Origin of the sequence: Polaribacter sp. (genome assembly GCF_051251875.1) — a bacterium.
Classification (GTDB): Bacteria; Bacteroidota; Bacteroidia; order Flavobacteriales; family Flavobacteriaceae; genus Polaribacter.
This window is the reverse complement of record NZ_JBPOGL010000001.1, coordinates 1-22,226: the sequence shown is the minus strand read 5'-3', so window position 1 is coordinate 22,226 and position 22,226 is coordinate 1. Positions and strand designations below refer to the sequence as shown.

Below are 22,226 nucleotides of genomic sequence, written 5' to 3'. Positions count from 1 at the left end.
TCTAACGATAAATAAAAAGAATATTGCGTCCTTCAATGTAAAGAGGTTTTCTTTTTAAAGTAGATAGAATGACTAGAAATCAAGGAATTACGAATTCAATATTGGATTTAGTGGGAGAAACTCCACTAATTCGACTTCATAAAGTTACAAAAAGCTTAAAAGGCTCTTATTTTGCAAAAATAGAAGCTTTTAATCCTGGCCATTCAGCAAAAGACAGAATTGCGTTGCACATTGTTAATGATGCTGAAAAAAAAGGAATCCTAAAAAAAGGTGCTACAATTGTAGAAACTACTTCTGGTAATACCGGTTTTAGTTTGGCAATGATTAGTATTGTAAAAGGGTATAAATGTATTTTGGCGGTGAGTGATAAATCATCACAAGATAAAATAGATTTGCTAAAATCTATGGGAGCAGAAGTACATATTTGCCCTGCCAACGTTGCTCCAGATGATCCTAGATCTTATTATGAAGTAGCAAAAACAATTCACAGAAAAACCAAAAATTCTGTTTATATTAACCAGTATTTTAATGAGCTTAATATAGAAGCACATTATAAAACAACTGGACCAGAAATATGGAAACAAACAGATGGTAAAATTACACATTTAGTAGTGGCAAGTGGTACAGGAGGTACAATTTCTGGAACAGGGAAGTATTTAAAAGAACAAAATCCGAATATTAAAATTTTAGGAGTTGATGCTGTTGGTTCTGTTTTAAAAAGATACCACGAAACAGGTGAATTAGATCAGAATGAAATAAAACCATATAAAATTGAAGGTTTGGGAAAAAATTTAATTCCTACAGCCACAGATTTTGATGTAATAGATATTTATGAGAAAGTAACAGATAAAGATGCTGCTTTTGCGGCTAGAGAAATAGTAAAAACCGAAGGTATTTTTCCAGGGTATACAAGTGGCGCAGTACTACAAGCAACAAGACAATATGCCGCATTAGATATGTTTTCTGATGAAAGTGTAGTGGTGCTTATTTTTCCTGACCATGGATCTCGTTATATGAATAAAATTTATAATGATAAATGGATGAAATCCCAGGGATTCTTTGAGTAACATTCAATTTTATACAATCTTTGAATACCTATTATATTTAGTTAACTTTGCAGCCTTGCATAAACAAAAACAAAATGACGACAGATTTATTTGATAGAATTATTAAGGACAAGGGTCCTTTAGGAAAATGGGCAGAACAAGCAGAAGGGTATTATGTTTTTCCTAAGTTAGAAGGTCCAATCTCTAATAGAATGTCCTTTAATGGTAAAAAAGTAGTTACTTGGAGTATAAATGATTACTTAGGATTGGCAAATCACCCAGAAGTTTTAAAAGCCGATGGAGCAGCTGCCACAGAACATGGAATGGCTTACCCAATGGGCGCTAGAATGATGTCTGGACACACGCCTTACCATGAACAATTAGAACGTGAATGTGCAGAGTTTGTAGATAAAGAAGCAGCATATTTGGTTAATTTTGGGTATCAAGGTATGGTTTCTGCTATTGATGCTTTGGTAACTAAAAATGACATTATTGTGTATGATATGGATACACATGCTTGTATTATAGATGGAGTACGTTTGCATGCCGGAAAACGTTTTGTGTATAAACACAATGACATGGAAAGTTTTGAGAAAAACATTAAACGTGCCAAAAGAATGGCAGAAAAAACTGGCGGAGGAATTTTAGTAATTTCTGAAGGAGTTTTTGGTATGCGTGGAGAACAAGGGCGTTTAAAAGAAATTGTTTCCTTTAAAAAAGAATATAATTTTAGATTGTTAGTAGATGATGCTCACGGTTTTGGAACTCTTGGAGAACATGGGAAAGGAACAGGTTTTGAGCAAGGTGTACAAGATGAAATAGATGTTTATTTTGCTACTTTTGCAAAATCTATGGCAGGAATTGGTGCCTTTTTTGCAGCAAATAAAGATATTATTCAGTATTTACAATACAATATGCGTTCTCAAATGTTTGCAAAATCATTGCCAATGGCTATGGTAAAAGGAGCATTAAAACGTTTAGATATGATACGTACAATGCCAGAATTAAAAGAGAAGTTATGGGAAAATACCAGAAACTTACAGTCTGGTTTGCGCAATGCTGGTTTCGATTTAGGAACTACACAAACCTGTATAACACCGGTGTATCTTAAAGGTGAAATTCCAGAAGCTATGGCTATGGTAAATGATTTAAGAGAAAATCATCAAATTTTTTGTTCTATTGTAGTATATCCGGTAATTCCTAAAGGATTAATAATTTTACGTTTAATTCCTACAGCTACTCATAATCAAGATGATATTGACGAAACTATTACGGCTTTTTCTGCGATAAGAGAATTGCTAGAAAATGGTACTTATAAAAAAATTGCAGCAGCAATGGTGTAATTTTTCTTAGCTAATTTTAAAATATAAAAACCAGGCATTTGCTTGGTTTTTTTGTACACAATAGGTTTTTTTATAATTGAAATTTTATGATTAAAAATTATTTTCAGAACAGTTATTTTAGATTCTTTTATAACCTCGTTTACTGTTTGTGAATTCCTAAATTTCAAGTGGTATTTTTAGTTTTAGAGGTATAAGAATATAGATAACAAGTAAAATGTTTCTAGTACTCTTTTTACAAAATAGTAGATTTCAAAAACCATTTATTTTTGATTGAAAAAACGTATTTTCGTTCTGTAGATACGTTAAAAGTGAATTTAAATAATCCAGTAACATATATTAAAGGGGTAACTTCCCAAAGAGCCATGCTTTTATCCCAAGAATTGGGGATTAAAACGTGTAATGATATCCTTCATTTTTTTCCTTTTAGATATATAGATAAAACCGCTTTTTATACCATAAGAGAGTTGCAGCCTAATTCTTCGGAAGTTCAAATAGTAGGGAAAATTACACGGTTAAAATCTGTAGCACAAAAAAGAGGAAGTAGGTTAGTAGCTACTTTTCAAGATGCTACAGGCATTATGGAACTGGTTTGGTTTAAAGGTCAAAAATGGATAAAAGATGCCATTAAAATTAATGAGCCTTATGTGGTTTACGGTAAATTAAACCATTATAATGGAAATTTTAGCATTCCACATCCAGAGATGGAGTTGGTTACAGCATACAAAAAGAAGTTACAATCTACTATGCAACCTGTGTATCCATCTACAGAAAAGCTTACCAATGCAGGGGTTACTAATAAAATAATGGGTTCTTATGTACAGTTTGTTTTAGAACAAGTGTTTGATGGAATTGAAGAAAGTTTGTCAGAAAAAATTATAGGTGATTTTAAATTGATGCCAAAAAGAACCGCTTTATTAAATGTTCATTTTCCAAAAAGTCAAGAAAATTTAGCCAAGGCAGAATACCGATTAAAATTTGAAGAATTATTTTTTATTCAACTGCAATTATTGCGTAAGAAACTCATCAACAAAACTAAAATAAAAGGTTTTGATTTTGAAAACGTTGGCGAGAATTTTAATACTTTTTATACAGATTATTTACCTTTCAATTTAACAAATGCTCAAAAAAGAGTACTCAGAGAAATAAGAAAAGATGTAGCCTCTGGAGCACACATGAACCGTTTATTACAAGGTGATGTTGGTTCTGGAAAAACAATTGTGGGGTTATTATCTATGCTCTTGGCTATTGATAATGGATTTCAAGCTACTATTATGGCGCCCACAGAAATTTTGGCCAATCAACATTATATTGCTGTTTCAGATCTTTTAAAAGATATGGACATTAATGTTGATCTTTTAACAGGTTCTGTAAGAACAAAAAAGCGTAGAGAGATTCATAAAAATTTAGAAAACGGAACATTACATATTCTTATAGGTACGCATGCTTTAATAGAAGATAAGGTAAAATTTAAAAAACTAGGCATTGCAATTATAGATGAGCAACATCGATTTGGAGTGGCGCAAAGAGCAAAATTATGGGCAAAAAATAGTCCTTCATTAAATTTACCAAAAGGGAAAGGAGCAGAAATTCGTAAACGGTATGAAACCGAAAATGTAGATGTTTTTAAATTGATGAAGAGGTTTCAAAAAGAAAGAAGGCTACAAACAATTCAAGCGGAACAAGTTATTTGGGAGTTTTTGAGAAGTAAGAGCGGTTCTAATAAATTTAGAAAACTGCATATTGTAGATGCTTTTACAGTAGATTTTATTTGTATTGCCAAACGTTTAATTGTTGAAATAGATGTAGATGATGAGAAGAATGCAGAACAGATAGAAGCGAGTGCATTAAGGACTAAAATTCTTGAAGAATTAGGGTTTAAAGTACTCCGCTTTACAAATGAAGCGGTTTTAAGAAATAAAATACAAGTAACAACAACCATTTTACAGGAATTAGAAATACTGCCTTCTGAAAATGTTGAAGAAACAGCTTTGCCGCCACATATTTTGGTAATGACGGCAACCCCAATACCAAGAACCTTGGCCATGTCTGTCTATGGTGATTTAGATATTTCTGTAATTGATGAATTACCTCCGGGAAGAAAAGAAGTAAAAACGGTGCATAGATTTGATAGCAACCGTTTGTCGGTTTTTAAATTTATGAAAGATGAAATAGCCAAAGGTAGACAAGTATATGTTGTGTATCCGTTAATTCAGGAATCTGAAACCATGGATTATAAAGATTTAATGGATGGTTTTGAAAGTATTTCAAGAGAATTTCCTACGCCAAAATATCAAATTAGTATTGTACATGGTAAAATGAAACCTGCCGATAAAGAGTATGAAATGCAGCGTTTTGTAAATCAAGAAACGCAAATTATGGTGGCCACAACAGTGATTGAAGTTGGGGTAAATGTACCCAATGCAAGTGTGATGATTATAGAGAGTTCTGAACGTTTCGGACTTTCTCAATTACACCAATTAAGAGGTAGAGTTGGGAGAGGTGCAGACCAAAGTTATTGTATTTTATTGTCTAGTTTTAAACTTTCTGCCGAGGCAAAAACACGCTTAAAAACCATGGTAGAAACTACCGACGGTTTTAAAATTGCTGAAGTAGATTTAAAATTGCGTGGTCCAGGAAACTTAATGGGAACGCAGCAAAGTGGTGTTTTAAATTTACGAATTGCTGATGTTGTAAAAGATACCAAAATTTTGGTGGCCGCAAGAAATACGGCAATTGCTGTGTTACAAGAGGATTCTAATTTGTCTGATGAAGAAAATAAAAATATTAAAAAAACGTATGTAACACTGTCTAAAAATTCTAAAATTTGGTCAAATATTAGTTAGTTCTATGTTGCTTTAAGCATCTTTAAATAGTTTTCTTATTTATTGATTTTTAATACTAATTCATTTAAATAGCAATTTAATAAAGTTTTTTTTTTTGATATATATTTGTATCCAACCTTTGTTCTCAAATAAGTATGCGTATAAAAATAATAATAATCTTTTTCCTTTTTTGTAATCTTGTTTTATTTTCTCAAAATCAACTTGAGCTTGACTCACTATTAAAAATAAAAAAAGTTACATCTTATTTAGAATATTATCAAGATACATCCAAAAACGAAACTCTAGAAACAGTTCAAAAAAAAGAATTTTCTTTTTACGGGAATAAAATTTTTCCAGGAGAGCAAGAAGAAAAATTTTGGTTTAAACTAAAGCTTATAGAATCAGAAAAAGACCTAGAAGATTATTTCTTTTTAATAAATACAGTTTCTATTAATAAAATTGTTGTCTACCAGGATAGTAATTCTGGATATAATAAACTGTATGAGTTTCAAAAAAATGGAAAAAAAGATATAGAAATTCCTTTTAATGTTATAGAGAATAGTAGTTTTTTATTTGAGGTATCTTTTGGAAAGAGTATTTATTTTCCAATTACAATAGAAAATACACAAAGCCTTAACAACTTTAATAAATCCAATTTAGTTATATATGGTTTTTATTATGGTTTTGCATTATTAGTAATATTAATAAACCTGTTTTTTTACATACAGACTAAAGAACGTTTTTTCTTATATTATTTATTATTAGCCTTCAGTATCTCACTAATTTTATTTGAATTAGATGGTTTAATATATTTTTTGTTCGGTAATGCAACTTGGATTTTATTTATTGATGTCTTTTTACATACTTTTTTGCTAGTTAGTTTTTTGCTTTTTACTAGTGAAGCTTTACAGTTAAATAAACATATACCTAAACTAAAATGGTTTGGAGCTGTTATAATTTTATTAAATACAATTTCGTTTTTAATTTATTTATTAACCAATAGCCTTTCTTGGTATTCTTTAGGTGAATTATTTAACCTAATTGGCTTATTAACATATTGGTTTGTATCTATACGTTTTTTAAAAAAAATGGTATTTGCTCGTTTTTTATTTATAGGTTTTTTTGTGATTATTACTTCTAATATAGTTTATGTTTTACCATCAGAGTTTGGAATGAAAGATATAGGATTTACTCCTACAGCTTTTAAAATAGGAAGTGTAATTGAAATGCTCATTTTTCTTTATGCAATTTCCTATAGACATAAATCTCTATATGTAGAAAAGGAAAATATAGAACAAGAATTAGAATCTCATAAAGAGCAACTTATAGAAAAGAATAAAGATACAGAAATTAATATCCAGCAAAAAACAGATAATTTTAGTAGAGAATTTAATTTAACATTAAGAGAAATAGAAGTTCTAAATTATATTGTAGAGGGTAAAGGAAATAAAGAAATTGCTATTAGACTTCATTTAACAGAAGCCACAATTAAGTACCATTGTTCTAAATTATACAACAAAACGAATGTTAAAAATAGAAGTCAATTGGCTGCTATTTTTGCTTCTTACAACAATTAAATATTGGTTAATAAAAAAGAGTTTCAACAATTTGTTGAAACTCTTTTTACAATTGATTTTTGTTTTACCAATTAGAAAAAGTCTGCTCTAGGTGCTTCTGGTGAGGCTGCTTGTATTTTTTGTGGTTTTACAATTAGATAGGCCTTAAAGCAGTTTAAGCTACATATTTACAATAGTTTCCTATTTTCTTAATTGCATCTTTACGAGGATTTTCTTTTATCTATTTTTCATTGTGTTTCTTTTAAAAATTCTCACTTTTTCTATTATAATTTTTTGTGCAAATTTACCTGTTGCTGTTTTTAAATCAACAATATAAATACCAGGAGCTATTTTGGATAATGCAATGTCTTTTACATTTCCTGAAGATTGGAAGTTTGTTTTTAATACTTCTTTTCCTAAAACTGAGAATATTTTAATTTGCGTCTTTCCTTCTGTTAAACCAACGATTCTTAAAGTTGATTTATCTGATTTGTAGATGCTAACATTTTCTAATAAATCAGTATTAATATTTAGGGTGCTAGAAGTGGTGTGCAAATAGAATCTACCAATATCATTTAGATCTTCTGATAAATGAACTGTATAGTTTGTGTTTACTTCATCAATTTGAATAAACGTATTGGTTTTTTTGTCTTCAATAAATACTTTAATTCCTGTTGGTAAGTTAAGAGATTCTGTTGTAAATTTAATTTCAAGACCACTAGCAGCGTTTACACCAATAGGAATAATCATATTTTCGTAATTGTTTGGAGGCAAGACTTGTACAGCTAATTTTTGTCCTTGACTATCAGTAACCAAATTGGTGTAAAGAGAAAAAGACTCTGTTGTACCTCCAAACAAAGTTCCATCATAACCATTGTCAAAACCTGTAGTTGTATTATCTATATAGAACAATCGTGAATATCTAGAGTTTGTACCATCAGATATAAATAGTTTTATCTGTGGTCTTGTATCTGAACTTCTTAAAAACACATCTGTACTTTTATGTGAAATATCTGCAATATCAAAAGTTGTGTTAACAGATGCTGCACCTGCACTTACAAAAAACCCTTGTGCTGGAGCAATTTCAAAAGTACCATCTATATTAGCTGTTTTAGTTTGGTAAGCACTACCATCCCAAAACCAAGCTGATGATTCTGATAAAATACTTGGAACTGGGTTATCCGTAAAGAAATCTCCTAAATTTAAATATGCCGTAAACGGATTTCCAACAGCATTAAAATTACTGGTTGCCTGCGTTATTGTGCGGTTATTAATACTTGCTGTATTTATAGTTCCTGAAAAAGAGGCGTCACCAGAAGCTGCAAATTTGGTTGTAAAACCTTGTCCTTGTGCCATCATATCTGTGGTGTCATCTCCATTTAATCCATCAAAATTTCCATCTAGGTAATAATTCCAAGCAGAACCATCATTTTTATATTGTGCAAAACTTGTATTTCTACTAGGCGTTGTTCCTGCTCCATACACAAAAGTATGAGCAGTTAAGAAATCTTTTACACTTTCTCCGTTTACAGGAGATGCTATTAAGTACCAATTGGTTGAAGGTAAATTTCTTTTATATAAAACGTCTCCTGTTGCTGTACCTGTAACTATTACAGAGCTACCAGAATTAGCAACCAGAGCATTTGCATCTGCAGTGGAGAAATTACCACTGACAGTTAAAGCACCACCACCTGCTAATGTTAAGGTTGATGATGTTTCTATAGTTAAGTTTTTGCTTAAAGCAGTTGTAGAAGCACCAATTACAGGCTTGTTCATAACATTTGGTATGATAACATTGTCTGTTGCTGTAGGTGTTGTATTAGTATCCCAGTTAGAGTTAGTTGCCCAACTGGTATCTGTAGTTCCTGTCCAATTTTTTAAAACTACAGTGCTTACCGTTAAAGTTGCTATATCACTTACTGTAGTACAACTTGCATTGCTTATTTCTACAAAATACTCATTACCATCATCGCTTAATTGTACGTTGTTTAAAGTTAAGTTTGCATTTGTTTCACCATTTAAAATAGATTTTGAGGTTATTATAGATAAACCTAATTGTGTTGATGCTCCATAAACAGTACCATTAGATTCTAAAACACCATAGGTGTCTTCACTAAAACCATTAGCTGTCATAATATTTGTAAAACTTGTTCCTCCATCTGTTGAGATATCTATTCCTGCATCATTTGCAACATAAATAGTACCACTAGACTCGTAAACATCATTGCAATAAGTTATACTTAATCCATCGGTTTCTGTTTTGTGTTCAAAACTACTTCCTCCATTTGTTGAAATAAACAAACCACCTAAAGATGCTACATATAAAGTACCATTAGACGTGTAAACACCTTTACAATTACCTAGACTACTATTATTTGTATATGTATTACCACCATCTGTTGATATAGATAATCCACCACTAGTTCCAACGTACAATGTACCATTAGATTCATAAACACTATTACAAGTATTATTTCCTAAACCATCTGCAGTTGTTTTATTAATAAAACTTATCCCACCATTTGTTGAAATAGATAAGCCACCAAAAGTTGCGACATATATTGTGCCATTAGATTCATAAACATCTAAAGTGGAGCTAGTTCCTAAACCATCTGCATTTGTTTTGTTTGTAAACGTTGTACCACTATCTGTTGAGATTGATAAACCACTAGCGGTTGCGACATATAGTGTTCCGTTAGATTCATAAACCTTTCTCGTAGAGTTATTTCCTAAACCATCTGCAGTTGTTCTGTTTGTAAAAGTTACACCACCATCTGTTGAGATTGATAAACCACCTTCATTTGCAACGTAAATAATACCATTAGATTCTAAAACACCATAACAATTATTACTCCCTAGACCATCTGCTGTGGTTTTATTTACAGCAGAACCTAGTTCTGTATTAAACCATTGGTAAGTTACTCCTGTTCCGCCATCACTTGTAAAGGTTGCATTAGTGTTTGGAGCTACTGTTACATCTATTGGTTGTGTAACTATAGTAATTTCATTATTTGTTATATCCCAAGTGTCTGTACTTGTAATATAATCTCTTGAGAATACTACCTTATAAGTATCTGTTCCTAAACTTGGTGTTATATTCACACTGCTAGCTGTATTGAATTCTACATCATTTTTTTGCCACGACTTGGTATACCAAGCTTCTGCATTAAAATCTGTGATTTCATCAAAAATAGCAGTGTTAATAACTGTGCCTATTACTGTACCATCGTTAGCATTACCAGACCAGTCTTTTAGTACTGCTGTGTCTTGACCACAATCTGGAAAACTATAGTAGGCTACTAAATTAGCATATTGTGCGTGTGTATTTTCTATTTTAGCTTTCATAGCAGCCTCAATATCACTTTCACTTAAAACAGATTTCCATATAGAAACTTCTGTCATTAATCCATTATAAAAGTTCCCTTTGTTTAAGCCTGCATCAAATTCTTGTCCTAAAGAATACACATCTGTATCTGCCGCATCTTGGTTATTACTTATGGTTTTTACCAAAGCACCATCAACATATACTTTTGCTTCGTTTTCAGAATCATCATAAGTATAACCCACATAATGCCAAGCGTTATCGCCTAAATCTATACCAGAATCGTGTGTTGAACTACCATCAAACAATTCTAAATGTTCATCTGTACCAATTTGTAAATTTGAAACATTACCTCCAGTGTTAGAATTAATAGAGAACAACATTTGTGCTTCACTCACTACATCTGTAGCTGATTTTATCCACATAAATACAGAACGATCTGATGCTGATAAATCGTCTTGTAGCACCTTTAAGTTTACAGAACGTTGGTCTGCTTTAGAAAAAGTAAAAGGCGCCACTTTATGTGTAGTGGCGTTATAGGTAATTTGATTGTTAGAACAAATATTGGTATCAGACACATCGTCTATTGTTTCAGAAATAGCAACAATTGTTGTTGTCCAGGTATCTGAAGCAGTTATGTTATCTCTCAACACTTTTAGCTCAAAATTATCTGTAGCTGCTGGGGTAGAAAAAGTGGTTGCTGTGGTTTGTAAAGTTCCGTTTTTATACCATTCTTGCGATGTGTACCAATCTGTAGCGTTGTAATTAGATATGTCTGCAGTTACACTATAATCTAATGTAAATGCCATTGCATTACCATTGTTTCCTTTGCCAGATTTATCTTCTAGAATAGCTGTGTCTTGTGCTGTTGCTCCAAAACCATTATAATACCCAACCAAATTGGCATACTTACTATGGCTTGCTATAATTTTACTTTGCATTGCAGTAGCTATGTCAGTTGCATCTAAAACTTCATTCCAAACAGAAATTTCTGTCATTTGTCCGTCAAAGAAGTTTCCTGTACTACCACCATCAAACTCTTGTCCTAAAGAAATTTGAGCATCCGCTGCCATAGTTTGTTCGTTTGTAAATTCTTTTACCAATACGCCATCTACATATATTTTAGTGTCGTTTGTTGTGTCATTATATGTGTACCCAACATAATGCCACGCATCATCTCCTATATCTATGCCAGAATCTTTTGCATTTGCTCCATCATAAACTTCTAAATATTCGTTAGTAGCTATCTGTAATAAACAAACATTACCACCACTAGCCGAATTTATAGAAAATAGCATTTGAGAACTACTAGCTACATTTACTGGTGATTTTACCCACATAAAAATAGAACGGTTGGTACCAGCTAAATCGTCTGATAATGAGTTTAATTCTACATAATGTTTGTTTGCTTTGTTAAATTGAATTATTGCTGTGGCAGAAGTTTTTACATTGTAGTTTAATGTGGTGCCACTGCATACACTTTGGTTGTTAAAAGAGTTAAATGTATTTTGTCCAAAAGACAAAACCGATATCATAAAACTATAAATAAAGAATAGTTGTTTTTTGAGTTTCATAAAAATAGATTTTTTGTTGTATTGCAATTTTATGAAACCTTTAAGAGAGCATCATTAAACTTAAGTTTAAGATTTTGTGCTTTTTTAGTAAAACGACTATACTTTAGTATAGGTTTTCTTATAACGTCAATCAATTTAGAGCGTTTTATACCTATAATTGTATTTACATAAGGTATCTATAAAATTAATTTTAGGCTATTAATCTGTCTAAAACTAGGTAAAATTTTTTATAAGGACTTGTAATAAAATACTGGACAATTAGATAAGTGTTTTATTGCAATAGGTTTGTAAGAATTAATCGAGTTAGTTTTCGAATTAAACATAGTGTAATAGTTAGGTGTAGATCTGTGAAAAATAAAAGTATGTAGCTGTACTTTAGAAGTACCAAAACTACCAATAAAGTGTTTTGAAAGGAAAGAAAACGAAATTACTTTTAATAAAAACGCTGTTTATTAGCTCTTTATAGTCTTATGTTTTCCTTTGTTAGCCCTCGTTACTTCCCGATACAAAATGTAATATTTGTTTATTCTATTGGTATTTTAGTAGTTTTTGTGTGCTAAAGCTGTACACATTTCTTTTCTTTTAGCTGTTGTTTAGTAGATAAATGTACAATTATTTTTGAAGTGTTTATTTATAATATGTTTTTTCTGTTAAATTAAGGAAAACTCGTAGATTTGAAATACAAACTGTAATTAATAAAAATCTTCAAATAGAACAAGACAAAATAATTAAAAGCTTAATTTAGTTACATAATTACAGAAATAAAATTGCTTAATTAAAAATGTTTTATGATTGAAAAAACTAATAATACATACATTAATTATTTAAGAAAATTAAAAAGAGGATATAATAAAAGTCTAGGCAAAGCTCCTCACAAGCCTATATTATTGTTATCAATTATTGAACTCATTAAGAAAGGTTGAATAACATCTAATAGAATTTATATAACAACAGAACTTGTTTTAGCATTTAAAAATAACTGGGATAAACTGGTCGAAACAAATCATTTTCCAAAATTTTATCTTCCTTTTTTTCATTTGAGAAGCGAACCCTTTTGGGTTTTAGTTTCAAAAAATGGAAAATCACTTGAATTAACAAGTTCGAAAAGTATTAAAAGCTTTAATAGTCTTAATGAAACAGTAGCTTTTGCAGAGATAGACAAAGAGTTATATACTACTTTAATGTATAAAAATAATTCATCGTTATTTATCGAAATTCTACTTGATGAGTATTTTAAAAATAGTAGAGCCAATTTTTATAATGAAACTTATGATAGTAGAGAGAATAAAATAGAAAATCAAATTTTAAAAGAAGAAAGAGAAGATTATCAAAATTTAATTATTGGCTTAAAATCAAAACTTAATGATGATGAATATGAAGAGGAAATATTCATAAGAAGTGGTTTATTTAAAAGGACTATTCCTAAAATATATAATTATTCTTGTTGCATTTCTGAAATGAAAATAGAGACATTTGTTAATATACAAATGGTTGACGCTTGTCATATTATTCCTTTTAGTGTTTCAAATGATGATACAATACCAAATGGTTTATCATTATCTCCAAATTTACACAGAGCTTTTGATAGGGGACTTATTACAATTAATCAAGATTATATCGTAAGAGTTTCTCCAATTGTTATCGAAAATGATACTACATATTCAATTTCACAATTTGAAGGAAAGCAAATTATTCTTCCAGAAAATTATAATTGGTATCCTTCTCCAAAATCATTAGAATGGCATAATAAAGAAATTTACAAAATTTAAAATTTATTTTGTTTTCCTGCCTTTTATTTAATTGAATAATAAAGTTCCTTTAAATATTAAGATCTATTTGTTGAGCTCTTTTTTTTATTAATGTACTTAACATACTTTTATTTTCTTCTGTTAAAAAACTATTGTCAATTAACACTCCCCAATTTTTCATTCCTTTTTCAATTCGTTTCCAAAGGTTTTCAATTGCTTTTTCTGGTATGTGAGCTTTTAACATGGCTTCGTTAAAATCTTCACGATTTAGTTTTCGTTTTTTTCCATTAAGATTTAAAGCCAATTCTTCTTGATCTTCTGGAATCAATAATTTTACTGCGACCATATCATAAGCAGGAGCCAATGAATAATTTTTATGATCGTTTGCTATTATTGAAAAGTTCTTTAGATGCATATCATTATTTCCAATTAGGAAAGATACAATCACTTGCTGATAAAACTTTACGGTTTCCAGTAAAGTGTTTTGAGTGTATCTAAAAATTCCTTTTGCTGTTTGCTCATAAGAACCACGATATTTATGTTCTGTTAGGCGTTCTGTAAATTGACAGGCATCTTCCATTGGATATTTTTCGCCATTAGAATTACGATCTATACGTTTGGTTAAATAAGCTAATGATCCATCTTTTAAAGGAATTAATAAAAAAGGTACTGTTGCTATACCACAAGATTGTGTGAGTAGCATAGACAACGCCTCAATCTCTGGCATTTGTGGATATAATTGAAACGGTGGTTTTAAAATATATCTTCCGTTTAATGCTCCTACAATAGTTAGTCTATTTTGAGCGTTTTCTTCTGTAAATCCTAATGATAATTTGGGTTGTACACCTGTAACAATAATACGTTGTGCTACGTTTTCTTTTGCTAAATCTTCTATTTGAGATAATTCAAAATCTAGTTCTAATACAGGTGTGTCTTCTTGCCAAAAATCTGCAAGGCAATTTTGGTGATATTTATTATCACCTTTATTTAGTTCTTTATGACAGGCTAAGCAATACTTCATACTTTTTCTATAATGTTAATATTACCAATACAATCTCTGCATGTAGTTAATAATAATCCCATCCTATCCCTTGGGTTTATTTTCCAGTTTTTGTGTGCAATGTCTAATAACCAACCTTCAGGAATTAAACCATCAAAGAAAGGAAATAATTGTTCAGATTTAAAAAGTTCTTTTTGTAATGGTAGTGTTACGCTAATTGGTACAGCGTTTTTGTCTTCTAAGTATGTTTTTTCATACTCAAAATTATAATCATTGTCACCTTCAGTTAAAATACCTGCTAGTCTATTATTTACCCATATTTCGCCTTGTCTCATCGCTTATAGGTGTTGGAGTTAATGTATATCCGAAAAATAAAAGTACTTGATTTACTTTATCTGACATTAGATTTGGTTTTCCTTGTTCAAGTTCACGTACAAAACGCAATCCAACTCCCGTAAAGTCTGATAACTCTACCTGTGTTAGTTTTGCTTTTTTACGCCTATCCCTTACAAATTGGGCAATAGGGTTCTCTCTATCCCAGTTATTCATAATATACCTTTATGGGTACAATATAATAAAATATATTAATATTATACCTTTAAGGGTGTATATTATGTTTTTGTGTGTTTTTTATACCTTTTAAGGTGTAATTTTATTACTTCCCGATACAAAAATTCCCAAAAATATGTCCAAGTATGTCTTTGTCAACATCGTATTCGCCGGTAATATTACCAAGATGGCGCAAACATTCTCGAATGTCTATAGAAAATAAATCTGTAGAAATTTCTAAGTCGATACCTTCTTGCACAGAAGAAATAGCAATTAAAGCATTGTTTAAAGCTTCAAAATGACGGGAATTTGTAACAATGGTTTCATTATTACTTAAAGCACCAATATTAACTAAAGAAGTCAATTCGTTTTTTAGTTCTTCAATACCAGTTTTATTTTTGGCAGAAAGTAAAATTAAATTCTCAATTTCAGATTGTAAAATAGCCGAATCATGACAAGATAAAGTATCAATTTTATTTGCAATCACTAACAAACGTTTGGTAGGAAAACGGGTTTTTATGGTTTCAATTTCAGCTAAAAATTCTTCTCTAGAATAGGCATATTTATTAGAATCTATCAAGAAAATAATCAACTGGGCATTTTCTGCTTTTTCATACGTTTTTTTAATTCCGATACTTTCTACAACATCTTTAGTATCTCTAATTCCTGCTGTATCAATAAATCTAAAAGCAACACCATCAATAATTAATTCGTCTTCAATAGCATCTCTTGTGGTACCAGCAATATCAGAAACAATGGCTTTTTCTTCGTTTAAAAGTGTATTTAGTAAGGTAGATTTTCCAACATTTGGTTCGCCAATAATAGCAACCGGAATTCCGTTTTTCATGGCATTTCCAAATGAAAAACTATCAATTAAACGTTTTAGAACAAAGGTAATTTTTGCAACCAATTCTTTAAATTTTGTTCTATCGGCAAACTCAACATCTTCACCAGAAAAATCTAATTCTAATTCAATTAAAGCAGCAAAATCTAATAATTGAGCACGTAGTTCTTTTAGCTCATTTGTAATTCCGCCGCGCATTTGCTGTATTGCCATTTGATGACTTGCAGCCGAATTAGAAGCAATAACATCGGCAACCGCTTCTGCCTGAGATAAATCCATTTTTCCGTTTAGAAAAGCACGCATGGTAAACTCTCCGTTATCTGCCATTCTACAACCATTTTGTAAAAATAACTGAATAATTTCTTGCTGAATAAAGCTAGAACCGTGACAAGAAATTTCTACTACATTTTCTCCTGTGTATGAATTGGGGTTTTTAAAAACCGACACTAATACTTCATCAATAATAGTGTTTTGATGCACAATATGCCCCAAATGAATGGTATGTGTTTTCTGATTTTTTAGTGTTTTGCCTTTTTTAATAGATGTAAAGAAAGCATCAACAATAGTAATGGCATTTTCTCCGGAAAGCCTAATAACAGAAATTGCGCCAACACCAGAGGGTGTAGCTAAAGCGATAATTGTATCTTGTTGCATCATGCTACAAAAATAAAGAAAACAAGGGACTTATGCTCCTTTAAAATTAGGAGTAAGTCCCTTGTAAATGTTTATAGTATTTGTTTGTTACTAAAACTGCTCTCTTCCAGAAAAATGAAAATTTCCTTCAATAGTTGCATTTTCATCAGAATCTGAACCATGTACAGCATTTTCTCCCAAAGAAGTTGCATACAGTTTTCTAATAGTTCCTTCAGCAGCATCAGCAGGATTTGTAGCGCCAATTAAGGTTCTAAAATCATCAACCGCATTTTCTTTTTCTAAGATGGCAGCAATTATTGGCCCTCTTGTCATAAAAGTTACTAATTCTCCAAAAAACGGACGCTCATTATGCACAGCATAAAAAGTTTCAGCATCTGCTTTTGTCATTTGAGTTTTCTTTAAAGCAACAATTCTAAAACCTGCAGCGTTAATTTTCTCTAAAATTGCACCTGTATGTCCGTTTTCAACGCCATCTGGTTTAATCATTGTAAATGTTCTAGTACCCATTGTATTTGTTTTTTTAATATTTAGGTTCAAAATAATTAACGATACGTATAGCGTTAATCATTTTATAAAATCGGCGCAAAATTACGTAATTTTTTTTTTAAAATTGTATCTTCGCCCATTATGATTTTAAAAGGATTTACAGCATTAAAAAGCTTTCTTGAAAAACCAAGAAATATTGTAGTTATTGGGCATAGAAATCCCGATGGAGACGCTATGGGTGCTACGCTAGCTTTAAAACATTATTTAGATAAAAAAGGACACAACGCAACTGTGGTGGTGCCAAATGAGTATCCAGAGTTTTTACATTGGTTGCCAGGTTCTGATACAACCTATCGTTTCGATTGGCAGAATTCTCAATCGCAAAAAGCAATTAATGCATCAGAAATTATCTTTTTGTTAGATTTTAATACCTTGCATAGAGTAGGGCATGACATGCAAAATACCTTAGAAAAATATCCGAATGATTTTGCCTTGATAGATCATCATCAACAACCAGATGATGTAACCTATATGTATTCTGATGTAACTATTTGTTCTACCTGTCAAATGGTGTATCAATTTATAGAAATGAACAAGGATTTAGTTTTAATTGATGCGGATATTGCAACTTGTTTGTATACAGGTATTATGACAGATACTGGGTCTTTTAGATTTCGTTCTACTACAAGTACTACGCATAGAATTATTGCAGAATTAATAGATAAAGGCGCTAAAAACGATAAAATTCATAACAATGTTTATGATGCTAATTCTTATAATAGACTATTATTATTAGGAACAGCTTTGAGTAATTTACAGATTTTACCAAGCTATAAAACAGCATATATTACCTTAACTACGGAAGAAAAAAAACGATTCGATTTTAAAAAAGGTGATACAGAAGGCGTTGTAAATTATGCGCTTTCATTAAAAGGTATTATTTTCGCTGCCATTTTTATAGAGGATAATGAACAAAACCTTATTAAAATATCATTTAGATCTAAAGGGAAATTTTCTGTGAATCAGTTTTCAAGAAAACATTTTGAAGGTGGTGGTCATGACAATGCCGCAGGAGGAAAGTCTTTACTATCAATGGCAGAAACAGTAACTAAATTTACAACGTTATTGCCAACATATAAACAAGAATTAGAAGAATCGTATGAAGATTAGTGCTTATTTTTTTATGATTTTATGCTGTTTTGCTTGCTCTAAAAATGAACCAAGAAAACCGATTAATCCAAAACCTTCTACCACACTTTTTAAAGAAATTGTAGAAGAATCTAAGGCGTTAAATAAAGTTGAAGATGCAAAAATTAGTAGGTTTATTAAAAAGGATACTTTAAATACATACAACGTTTCGCCTCACGGATTTTGGTACACATACAATACTAAAATAGAGGAAGATAACGCAACACCTATTGCTGGAAACGAAGTAGAAATTACCTATAATATTAAAAATTTAAAAGAGACCATACTGTATTCAAAAGCAGCTTTGGGTGTTAAAAAGTATAAAATTGATAAAGAAGATTTTATTCCTGCGCTGCAAGTTGGTATAAAGTTGATGAAAATTGGAGAAACAATTACTTTTGTAATTCCTTCTTATAATGCTTTTGGTATTGCAGGTGATGGTAATAAAATAGGACTAAATCAATCAATAATAAGTACAGTAACATTAATTAGTATTAAATAAATAAATAAATAACAAAAATGAGAATTTTAAAAAGTTTGGGTACAGTTGCCGTTATAGCAACAATGGTTTCTTGTGGAAATCAAAAGGGAGATGTTAAATCTTTATCATCAGAATTAGATTCTGTAAGTTATGCTGTTGGATTAAATTTGTCTAAGCAAATGAAACCAAGTTTTGGCGAGGTAAATAAAGATTTATTTGCACAAGGTTTTAGAAACGGATTAGATTCTGCAAATGTTTTAATTGAAGATAAAGATATTCAATCAATAATTCAAAATTATTTTAAGAAAAAGCAAGAAATTCAACAAAAAGAAGACTTGGCTAAAGCTGCAGTTTATTTAAAAGAAGGTGTAGATTTTTTAGAAGCTAATAAAAGCAAAGAAGGTGTTAAAACTACAGAAAGTGGTTTGCAATATATTGTTTTAGAAGAAGGTAATGGAGACAAGCCAACACCAGAAGATAAGGTAAAAGTACATTACCACGGAACTTTAATAGACGGAACCGTTTTTGATAGCTCCGTAGATAGAGGAACTCCTGCAGAATTTGGAGTATCGCAGGTTATAAAAGGTTGGACAGAAGGTTTACAATTAATGAAAACTGGTGCAAAATATAAATTCTTTATTCCACAAGAATTAGCTTATGGTGCAAACCCAAGACCAGGAGGAGTTATTAAAGGGAACATGGCTTTAATTTTTGAAGTTGAATTATTAGAAGTAAAAAAATAATTTTTTTAAATGAGAAATAGCATCTATATATTTATTCTGTTGTTGTCAATTAGTGCATGTAAAACGTCTAAACAAAATGTTTTAAAAGATGGGGTGTATGCAGAAATACAAACTAATAAAGGCAATATTCTTTTAGAATTATATGTAGATGCTGTTCCTATGACAGTGGCAAACTTTGTTTCTTTAGCCGAGGGAACAAATAACAAAGTAACAGATTCCTTAAAAGGAAAACCGTATTTTGATGGGAATCGTTTTCATAGAGTTGTTCCTAATTTTATAATTCAGGGAGGAGATCTTACAGAAACCGGAACAGGAGGTCCTGGATATAAGTTTGGTGATGAGTTTCCTAAAAATGAAGATGGACAGTTATTATTTAAACATGATGATGCAGGTGTTTTTTCAATGGCAAATTCTGGTCCAGATTCTAATGGAAGCCAGTTTTTTATTGCCCATAAACCCATTCCTCATTTAGACGGAAAACATTCTGTTTTTGGAAAAACTATTATAAGTCCAATTCTCTTAGAACAATTAAAAAAGACACATAAAGATTCTATACAATTATTAAAATCTATAGATTCTACAAGAATGGTAGTAGCCAATTCTATTGTTAAAAACGATACGATTATTGCTGTTAAAATTCTAAGATTTGGCAACGAGGCTAAAAATTATAAGGCAGGTGCTACTTTTGATGCAGAATTTACAAAATTTCATCAAACTGTAGAAGAAAGAGAAGCAGCAAGTATAGCTGCAGACAAAGCTAGATATGAAGCCTATTTAAAAGATAAAAAGGAATTTTTATTAAAAATGGATGAAGGGAAAGCAGAAAAAACAGCTTCTGGTTTGCGAATTTTAAGGATTAAAAATACCAAGGGTAAAAAAGTGGTAGCTCATAAGCCAATAACGGCTAATTATAAGTTGTATCTAGCCAATGGAAAACTAATTCAATCTACATTTGAAAATGGAGCAAAACCTTTTACTTTTCAATTAAATAATGCACAAAGACCAATGATAGCTGGTTTTAAAGAGGGGGTTTTAACCATGAAAGAAGGAGAAAGAGCTCGTTTGTTTATTCCATATTATATTGGTTATGGAGAAGCTAAATTTGGACCTTTTCCTGCAAAAGCAGACTTAGTTTTTGAAGTAGAAATTTTAAAAATAGAAGATTAATTTGTTAGACACTATTCTTTTAAAAGATAAGCAACTCCTAGTTTTTTTAAACAGTTTGGGTAGCGAACAATGGGATCCTTTATGGTTGGTAATTACCAATCAAATTTATTGGAGTCCTTTGTTTATTTTTATTTTTTATTTGGTAATTAAAGCCTTCGGATGGAAACAAGGTGGCTTTATGATTTTATCTATGATTTTACTGGTGGCTTTTTCAGATCAGTTTACAAATTTGATAAAAAATTCTGTAGCACGATTGCGGCCAAATAATGATCCAGAAATTAAACATTTACTAAGAACTTTAATAAATCCGCAGAGTTTTAGCTTTACATCTGGTCATGCAACAACATCCACATTCTTTTCTGTTTTTGTTGTGTTACTTTTAAAAGATAGATACAAATACATTTATTTTGTATTGTTTTGGCCATTAATTTTTGCTTACAGTAGATTGTATTTAGGAGTTCATTTTCCTATAGATATTATTGTAGGAATGATTGTTGGCGTTACGTTGGCAAATATTTATTATTTCTTTTTTAAGAAAGTAGAGAAGAAAGTTTTTAAGACTGCTTAATTTTTTTTCTAATACTCAGTTAAATATTCATTGTTTTTAGATTTTTTTTCAACAAGAATCAGTTTATAAATATCATGCTATATTTTAATATCAAAAGCATCCGCGTAAATTTGCGTTATCCGCGTGAAAAACAAAGAGTTATTTGTAAATAAATCCACAAGAATCAGTTTATAAAAATAACACCTATAATTTAATATCAAAAGCATCCGCGTAAATTTGCGTTATCCGCGGGAAAAACAAAGAGTTATTTGTAAATAGAAATAAACCAAATGATAGAATTCATACTTTCGACTTTAGCAGAATTCGGACTCATTCGTGAAGATTATAAACATCAAAAACGAATAACCAAAAAGGAAAAAGAAGACGGAAAAAAAAGACCGATTCAAAAATATTTTATACAACCAAGTGCATTAATGTTTATTGCTGTTTTAGTGATTGGTAATTTAAGTGCTATTCTGTTTTTTACGTATCAAAGAAAATCTATATTTCCTAAAAAAACGAAAATAGAAATATCGGAGATGAGTGACAGAATGGAAATTTGGAATAAAAATTCAGGAAAATATCCAACGGAACTAAATGAATTAATCGGAAATAGTCCTTTAAGACAAGCGTGGAAAAAAGACGCTTGGAATCGAGAATATGAATTTAAGATTATAGAAAATGGAAATGTGTTTTTAATCACTTCCGCTGGATCTGATGGAAAATTTGGAACTGAAGATGATATTAAATCTAACTAAAAGAAAACTAAATTAATGTAGTTTTAAGCCGAATTCAATAGCATTATCTGTTTACTTGACGTATGAAATGATGTACTTTATTACAAATATCAATACACAAATATTATGTGGCGAAATTGGTTTTTATGAACATGGAACTAATCATATATAAAACCGATTAACATGAAACCTTTTTAGATTTTTTTCAATAAGAATCAGTTTATAAAAATAACACCTATATTTTAATATCAAAAGCATCCGCGTAAATCTGCGTTATCCGCGTGAAAAACAAAGAGTTATTTGTAAAGAAATCCACAAGAATCAGTTTATAAAAATAACAATTATATTTTAATATCAAAAGCATCCGCGTAAATCTGCGTTATCCGCGTGAAAAACAAAGAGTTATTTGTAAATAAATC

17 protein-coding genes are annotated in these 22,226 nt (G+C 30.6%); 11 read left to right on the top strand and 6 right to left on the bottom strand.

The annotated features are described in order from the left end of the window. The first annotated feature begins 68 nt into the window (after window positions 1-68). The 4 genes from ACSHW5_RS00085 to ACSHW5_RS00070 all read left to right on the top strand — a co-directional run bounded on the left by ACSHW5_RS00085 (window position 69) and on the right by ACSHW5_RS00070 (window position 6,788). A complete protein-coding gene (locus tag ACSHW5_RS00085) occupies window positions 69-1,067 on the top strand; it encodes a PLP-dependent cysteine synthase family protein (RefSeq protein ID WP_435674058.1) in 999 nt (332 codons plus the stop codon). 74 nt (window positions 1,068-1,141) lie between these two features. Next, on the top strand, window positions 1,142-2,389 hold the full coding sequence (locus ACSHW5_RS00080) for an aminotransferase class I/II-fold pyridoxal phosphate-dependent enzyme (protein ID WP_435674057.1): 1,248 nt from the start codon (window positions 1,142-1,144) through the stop codon (window positions 2,387-2,389). Between the two features lie 308 nt (window positions 2,390-2,697). Next, window positions 2,698-5,232, top strand: coding sequence for a DEAD/DEAH box helicase (locus tag ACSHW5_RS00075; protein ID WP_435674273.1), 2,535 nt, complete (start codon window positions 2,698-2,700; stop codon window positions 5,230-5,232). Between the two features lie 134 nt (window positions 5,233-5,366). Next, on the top strand, window positions 5,367-6,788 hold the full coding sequence (locus tag ACSHW5_RS00070; protein WP_435674056.1) for a 7TM diverse intracellular signaling domain-containing protein: 1,422 nt from the start codon (window positions 5,367-5,369) through the stop codon (window positions 6,786-6,788). A 216-nt stretch (window positions 6,789-7,004) separates the two neighbouring features. Here ACSHW5_RS00070 and ACSHW5_RS00065 read toward each other — a convergent pair whose 3' ends face one another. Further along, complete coding sequence (locus ACSHW5_RS00065; protein WP_435674055.1) at window positions 7,005-11,663, bottom strand: LamG-like jellyroll fold domain-containing protein; 4,659 nt, start codon at window positions 11,661-11,663, stop codon at window positions 7,005-7,007. A gap of 1,181 nt (window positions 11,664-12,844) precedes the next feature. Between ACSHW5_RS00065 and ACSHW5_RS00060 the strand changes: the two genes are divergently transcribed. Further along, a complete protein-coding gene (locus ACSHW5_RS00060; protein ID WP_435674054.1) occupies window positions 12,845-13,432 on the top strand; it encodes an HNH endonuclease in 588 nt (195 codons plus the stop codon). A gap of 49 nt (window positions 13,433-13,481) precedes the next feature. Here the strand turns inward: ACSHW5_RS00060 and ACSHW5_RS00055 are convergent, their stop codons facing one another. The 5 genes from ACSHW5_RS00055 to ACSHW5_RS00035 all read right to left on the bottom strand — a co-directional run bounded on the left by ACSHW5_RS00055 (window position 13,482) and on the right by ACSHW5_RS00035 (window position 16,965). Then, a complete protein-coding gene (locus ACSHW5_RS00055; RefSeq protein ID WP_435674053.1) occupies window positions 13,482-14,432 on the bottom strand; it encodes a HipA domain-containing protein in 951 nt (316 codons plus the stop codon). Beyond that, window positions 14,429-14,746, bottom strand: a complete 318-nt coding sequence (locus tag ACSHW5_RS00050) for a HipA N-terminal domain-containing protein (protein WP_435674052.1) — start codon at window positions 14,744-14,746, stop codon at window positions 14,429-14,431. Before ACSHW5_RS00050 ends, ACSHW5_RS00055 begins: the two co-directional genes overlap by 4 nt. Further along, window positions 14,718-14,960, bottom strand: coding sequence for a helix-turn-helix transcriptional regulator (locus tag ACSHW5_RS00045; protein WP_435674051.1), 243 nt, complete (start codon window positions 14,958-14,960; stop codon window positions 14,718-14,720). Before ACSHW5_RS00045 ends, ACSHW5_RS00050 begins: the two co-directional genes overlap by 29 nt. A gap of 106 nt (window positions 14,961-15,066) precedes the next feature. Beyond that, entirely contained in the window at window positions 15,067-16,461 is a 1,395-nt protein-coding gene (gene mnmE / locus ACSHW5_RS00040) for a tRNA uridine-5-carboxymethylaminomethyl(34) synthesis GTPase MnmE (protein WP_435674050.1), read from the bottom strand. An 87-nt stretch (window positions 16,462-16,548) separates the two neighbouring features. Continuing rightward, window positions 16,549-16,965, bottom strand: a complete 417-nt coding sequence (locus ACSHW5_RS00035; protein WP_435674049.1) for a nucleoside-diphosphate kinase — start codon at window positions 16,963-16,965, stop codon at window positions 16,549-16,551. A 120-nt stretch (window positions 16,966-17,085) separates the two neighbouring features. Between ACSHW5_RS00035 and ACSHW5_RS00030 the strand changes: the two genes are divergently transcribed. The 6 genes from ACSHW5_RS00030 to ACSHW5_RS00005 all read left to right on the top strand — a co-directional run bounded on the left by ACSHW5_RS00030 (window position 17,086) and on the right by ACSHW5_RS00005 (window position 21,828). Beyond that, window positions 17,086-18,114: a DHH family phosphoesterase gene (locus ACSHW5_RS00030; protein ID WP_435674048.1), complete on the top strand. Its 1,029-nt coding sequence runs from the start codon at window positions 17,086-17,088 to the stop codon at window positions 18,112-18,114. Beyond that, window positions 18,104-18,634 (top strand): gliding motility-associated peptidyl-prolyl isomerase GldI, encoded by a 531-nt coding sequence (gene gldI / locus ACSHW5_RS00025; protein WP_435674047.1) that lies wholly within the window; start codon window positions 18,104-18,106, stop codon window positions 18,632-18,634. Before ACSHW5_RS00030 ends, gldI begins: the two co-directional genes overlap by 11 nt. Window positions 18,635-18,651: 17 nt before the next feature. Then, window positions 18,652-19,356, top strand: a complete 705-nt coding sequence (locus ACSHW5_RS00020) for an FKBP-type peptidyl-prolyl cis-trans isomerase (protein ID WP_435674046.1) — start codon at window positions 18,652-18,654, stop codon at window positions 19,354-19,356. Between the two features lie 9 nt (window positions 19,357-19,365). After that, window positions 19,366-20,523, top strand: a complete 1,158-nt coding sequence (locus tag ACSHW5_RS00015; RefSeq protein WP_435674045.1) for a peptidylprolyl isomerase — start codon at window positions 19,366-19,368, stop codon at window positions 20,521-20,523. Window position 20,524: 1 nt separating this feature from the next. Next, the gene (locus ACSHW5_RS00010) at window positions 20,525-21,091 is read left to right on the top strand and encodes a phosphatase PAP2 family protein (protein ID WP_435674044.1); all 567 of its coding nucleotides are present in this window, start codon (window positions 20,525-20,527) and stop codon (window positions 21,089-21,091) included. Window positions 21,092-21,360: 269 nt separating this feature from the next. Next, window positions 21,361-21,828: a type II secretion system protein GspG gene (locus tag ACSHW5_RS00005; protein WP_435674043.1), complete on the top strand. Its 468-nt coding sequence runs from the start codon at window positions 21,361-21,363 to the stop codon at window positions 21,826-21,828. Window positions 21,829-22,226 lie beyond the last annotated feature (398 nt).

Bases quoted from the DNA above. Each gene is read 5' to 3' on its own strand.
- ACSHW5_RS00030 (WP_435674048.1), top strand. From the start codon at position 17,086: ATGATTTTAAAAGGATTTACAGCATTAAAAAGCTTTCTTGAAAAACCA.
- mnmE (WP_435674050.1), bottom strand. From the start codon at position 16,461: ATGATGCAACAAGATACAATTATCGCTTTAGCTACACCCTCTGGTGTT.
- ACSHW5_RS00060 (WP_435674054.1), top strand. From the start codon at position 12,845: ATGTATAAAAATAATTCATCGTTATTTATCGAAATTCTACTTGATGAG.
- ACSHW5_RS00070 (WP_435674056.1), top strand. From the start codon at position 5,367: ATGCGTATAAAAATAATAATAATCTTTTTCCTTTTTTGTAATCTTGTT.
- ACSHW5_RS00085 (WP_435674058.1), top strand. From the start codon at position 69: ATGACTAGAAATCAAGGAATTACGAATTCAATATTGGATTTAGTGGGA.
- ACSHW5_RS00065 (WP_435674055.1), bottom strand. From the start codon at position 11,663: ATGAAACTCAAAAAACAACTATTCTTTATTTATAGTTTTATGATATCG.
- ACSHW5_RS00035 (WP_435674049.1), bottom strand. From the start codon at position 16,965: ATGGGTACTAGAACATTTACAATGATTAAACCAGATGGCGTTGAAAAC.
- ACSHW5_RS00045 (WP_435674051.1), bottom strand. From the start codon at position 14,960: ATGAATAACTGGGATAGAGAGAACCCTATTGCCCAATTTGTAAGGGAT.
- gldI (WP_435674047.1), top strand. From the start codon at position 18,104: ATGAAGATTAGTGCTTATTTTTTTATGATTTTATGCTGTTTTGCTTGC.
- ACSHW5_RS00005 (WP_435674043.1), top strand. From the start codon at position 21,361: ATGATAGAATTCATACTTTCGACTTTAGCAGAATTCGGACTCATTCGT.
- ACSHW5_RS00020 (WP_435674046.1), top strand. From the start codon at position 18,652: ATGAGAATTTTAAAAAGTTTGGGTACAGTTGCCGTTATAGCAACAATG.
- ACSHW5_RS00080 (WP_435674057.1), top strand. From the start codon at position 1,142: ATGACGACAGATTTATTTGATAGAATTATTAAGGACAAGGGTCCTTTA.
- ACSHW5_RS00015 (WP_435674045.1), top strand. From the start codon at position 19,366: ATGAGAAATAGCATCTATATATTTATTCTGTTGTTGTCAATTAGTGCA.
- ACSHW5_RS00055 (WP_435674053.1), bottom strand. From the start codon at position 14,432: ATGAAGTATTGCTTAGCCTGTCATAAAGAACTAAATAAAGGTGATAAT.
- ACSHW5_RS00050 (WP_435674052.1), bottom strand. From the start codon at position 14,746: ATGAGACAAGGCGAAATATGGGTAAATAATAGACTAGCAGGTATTTTA.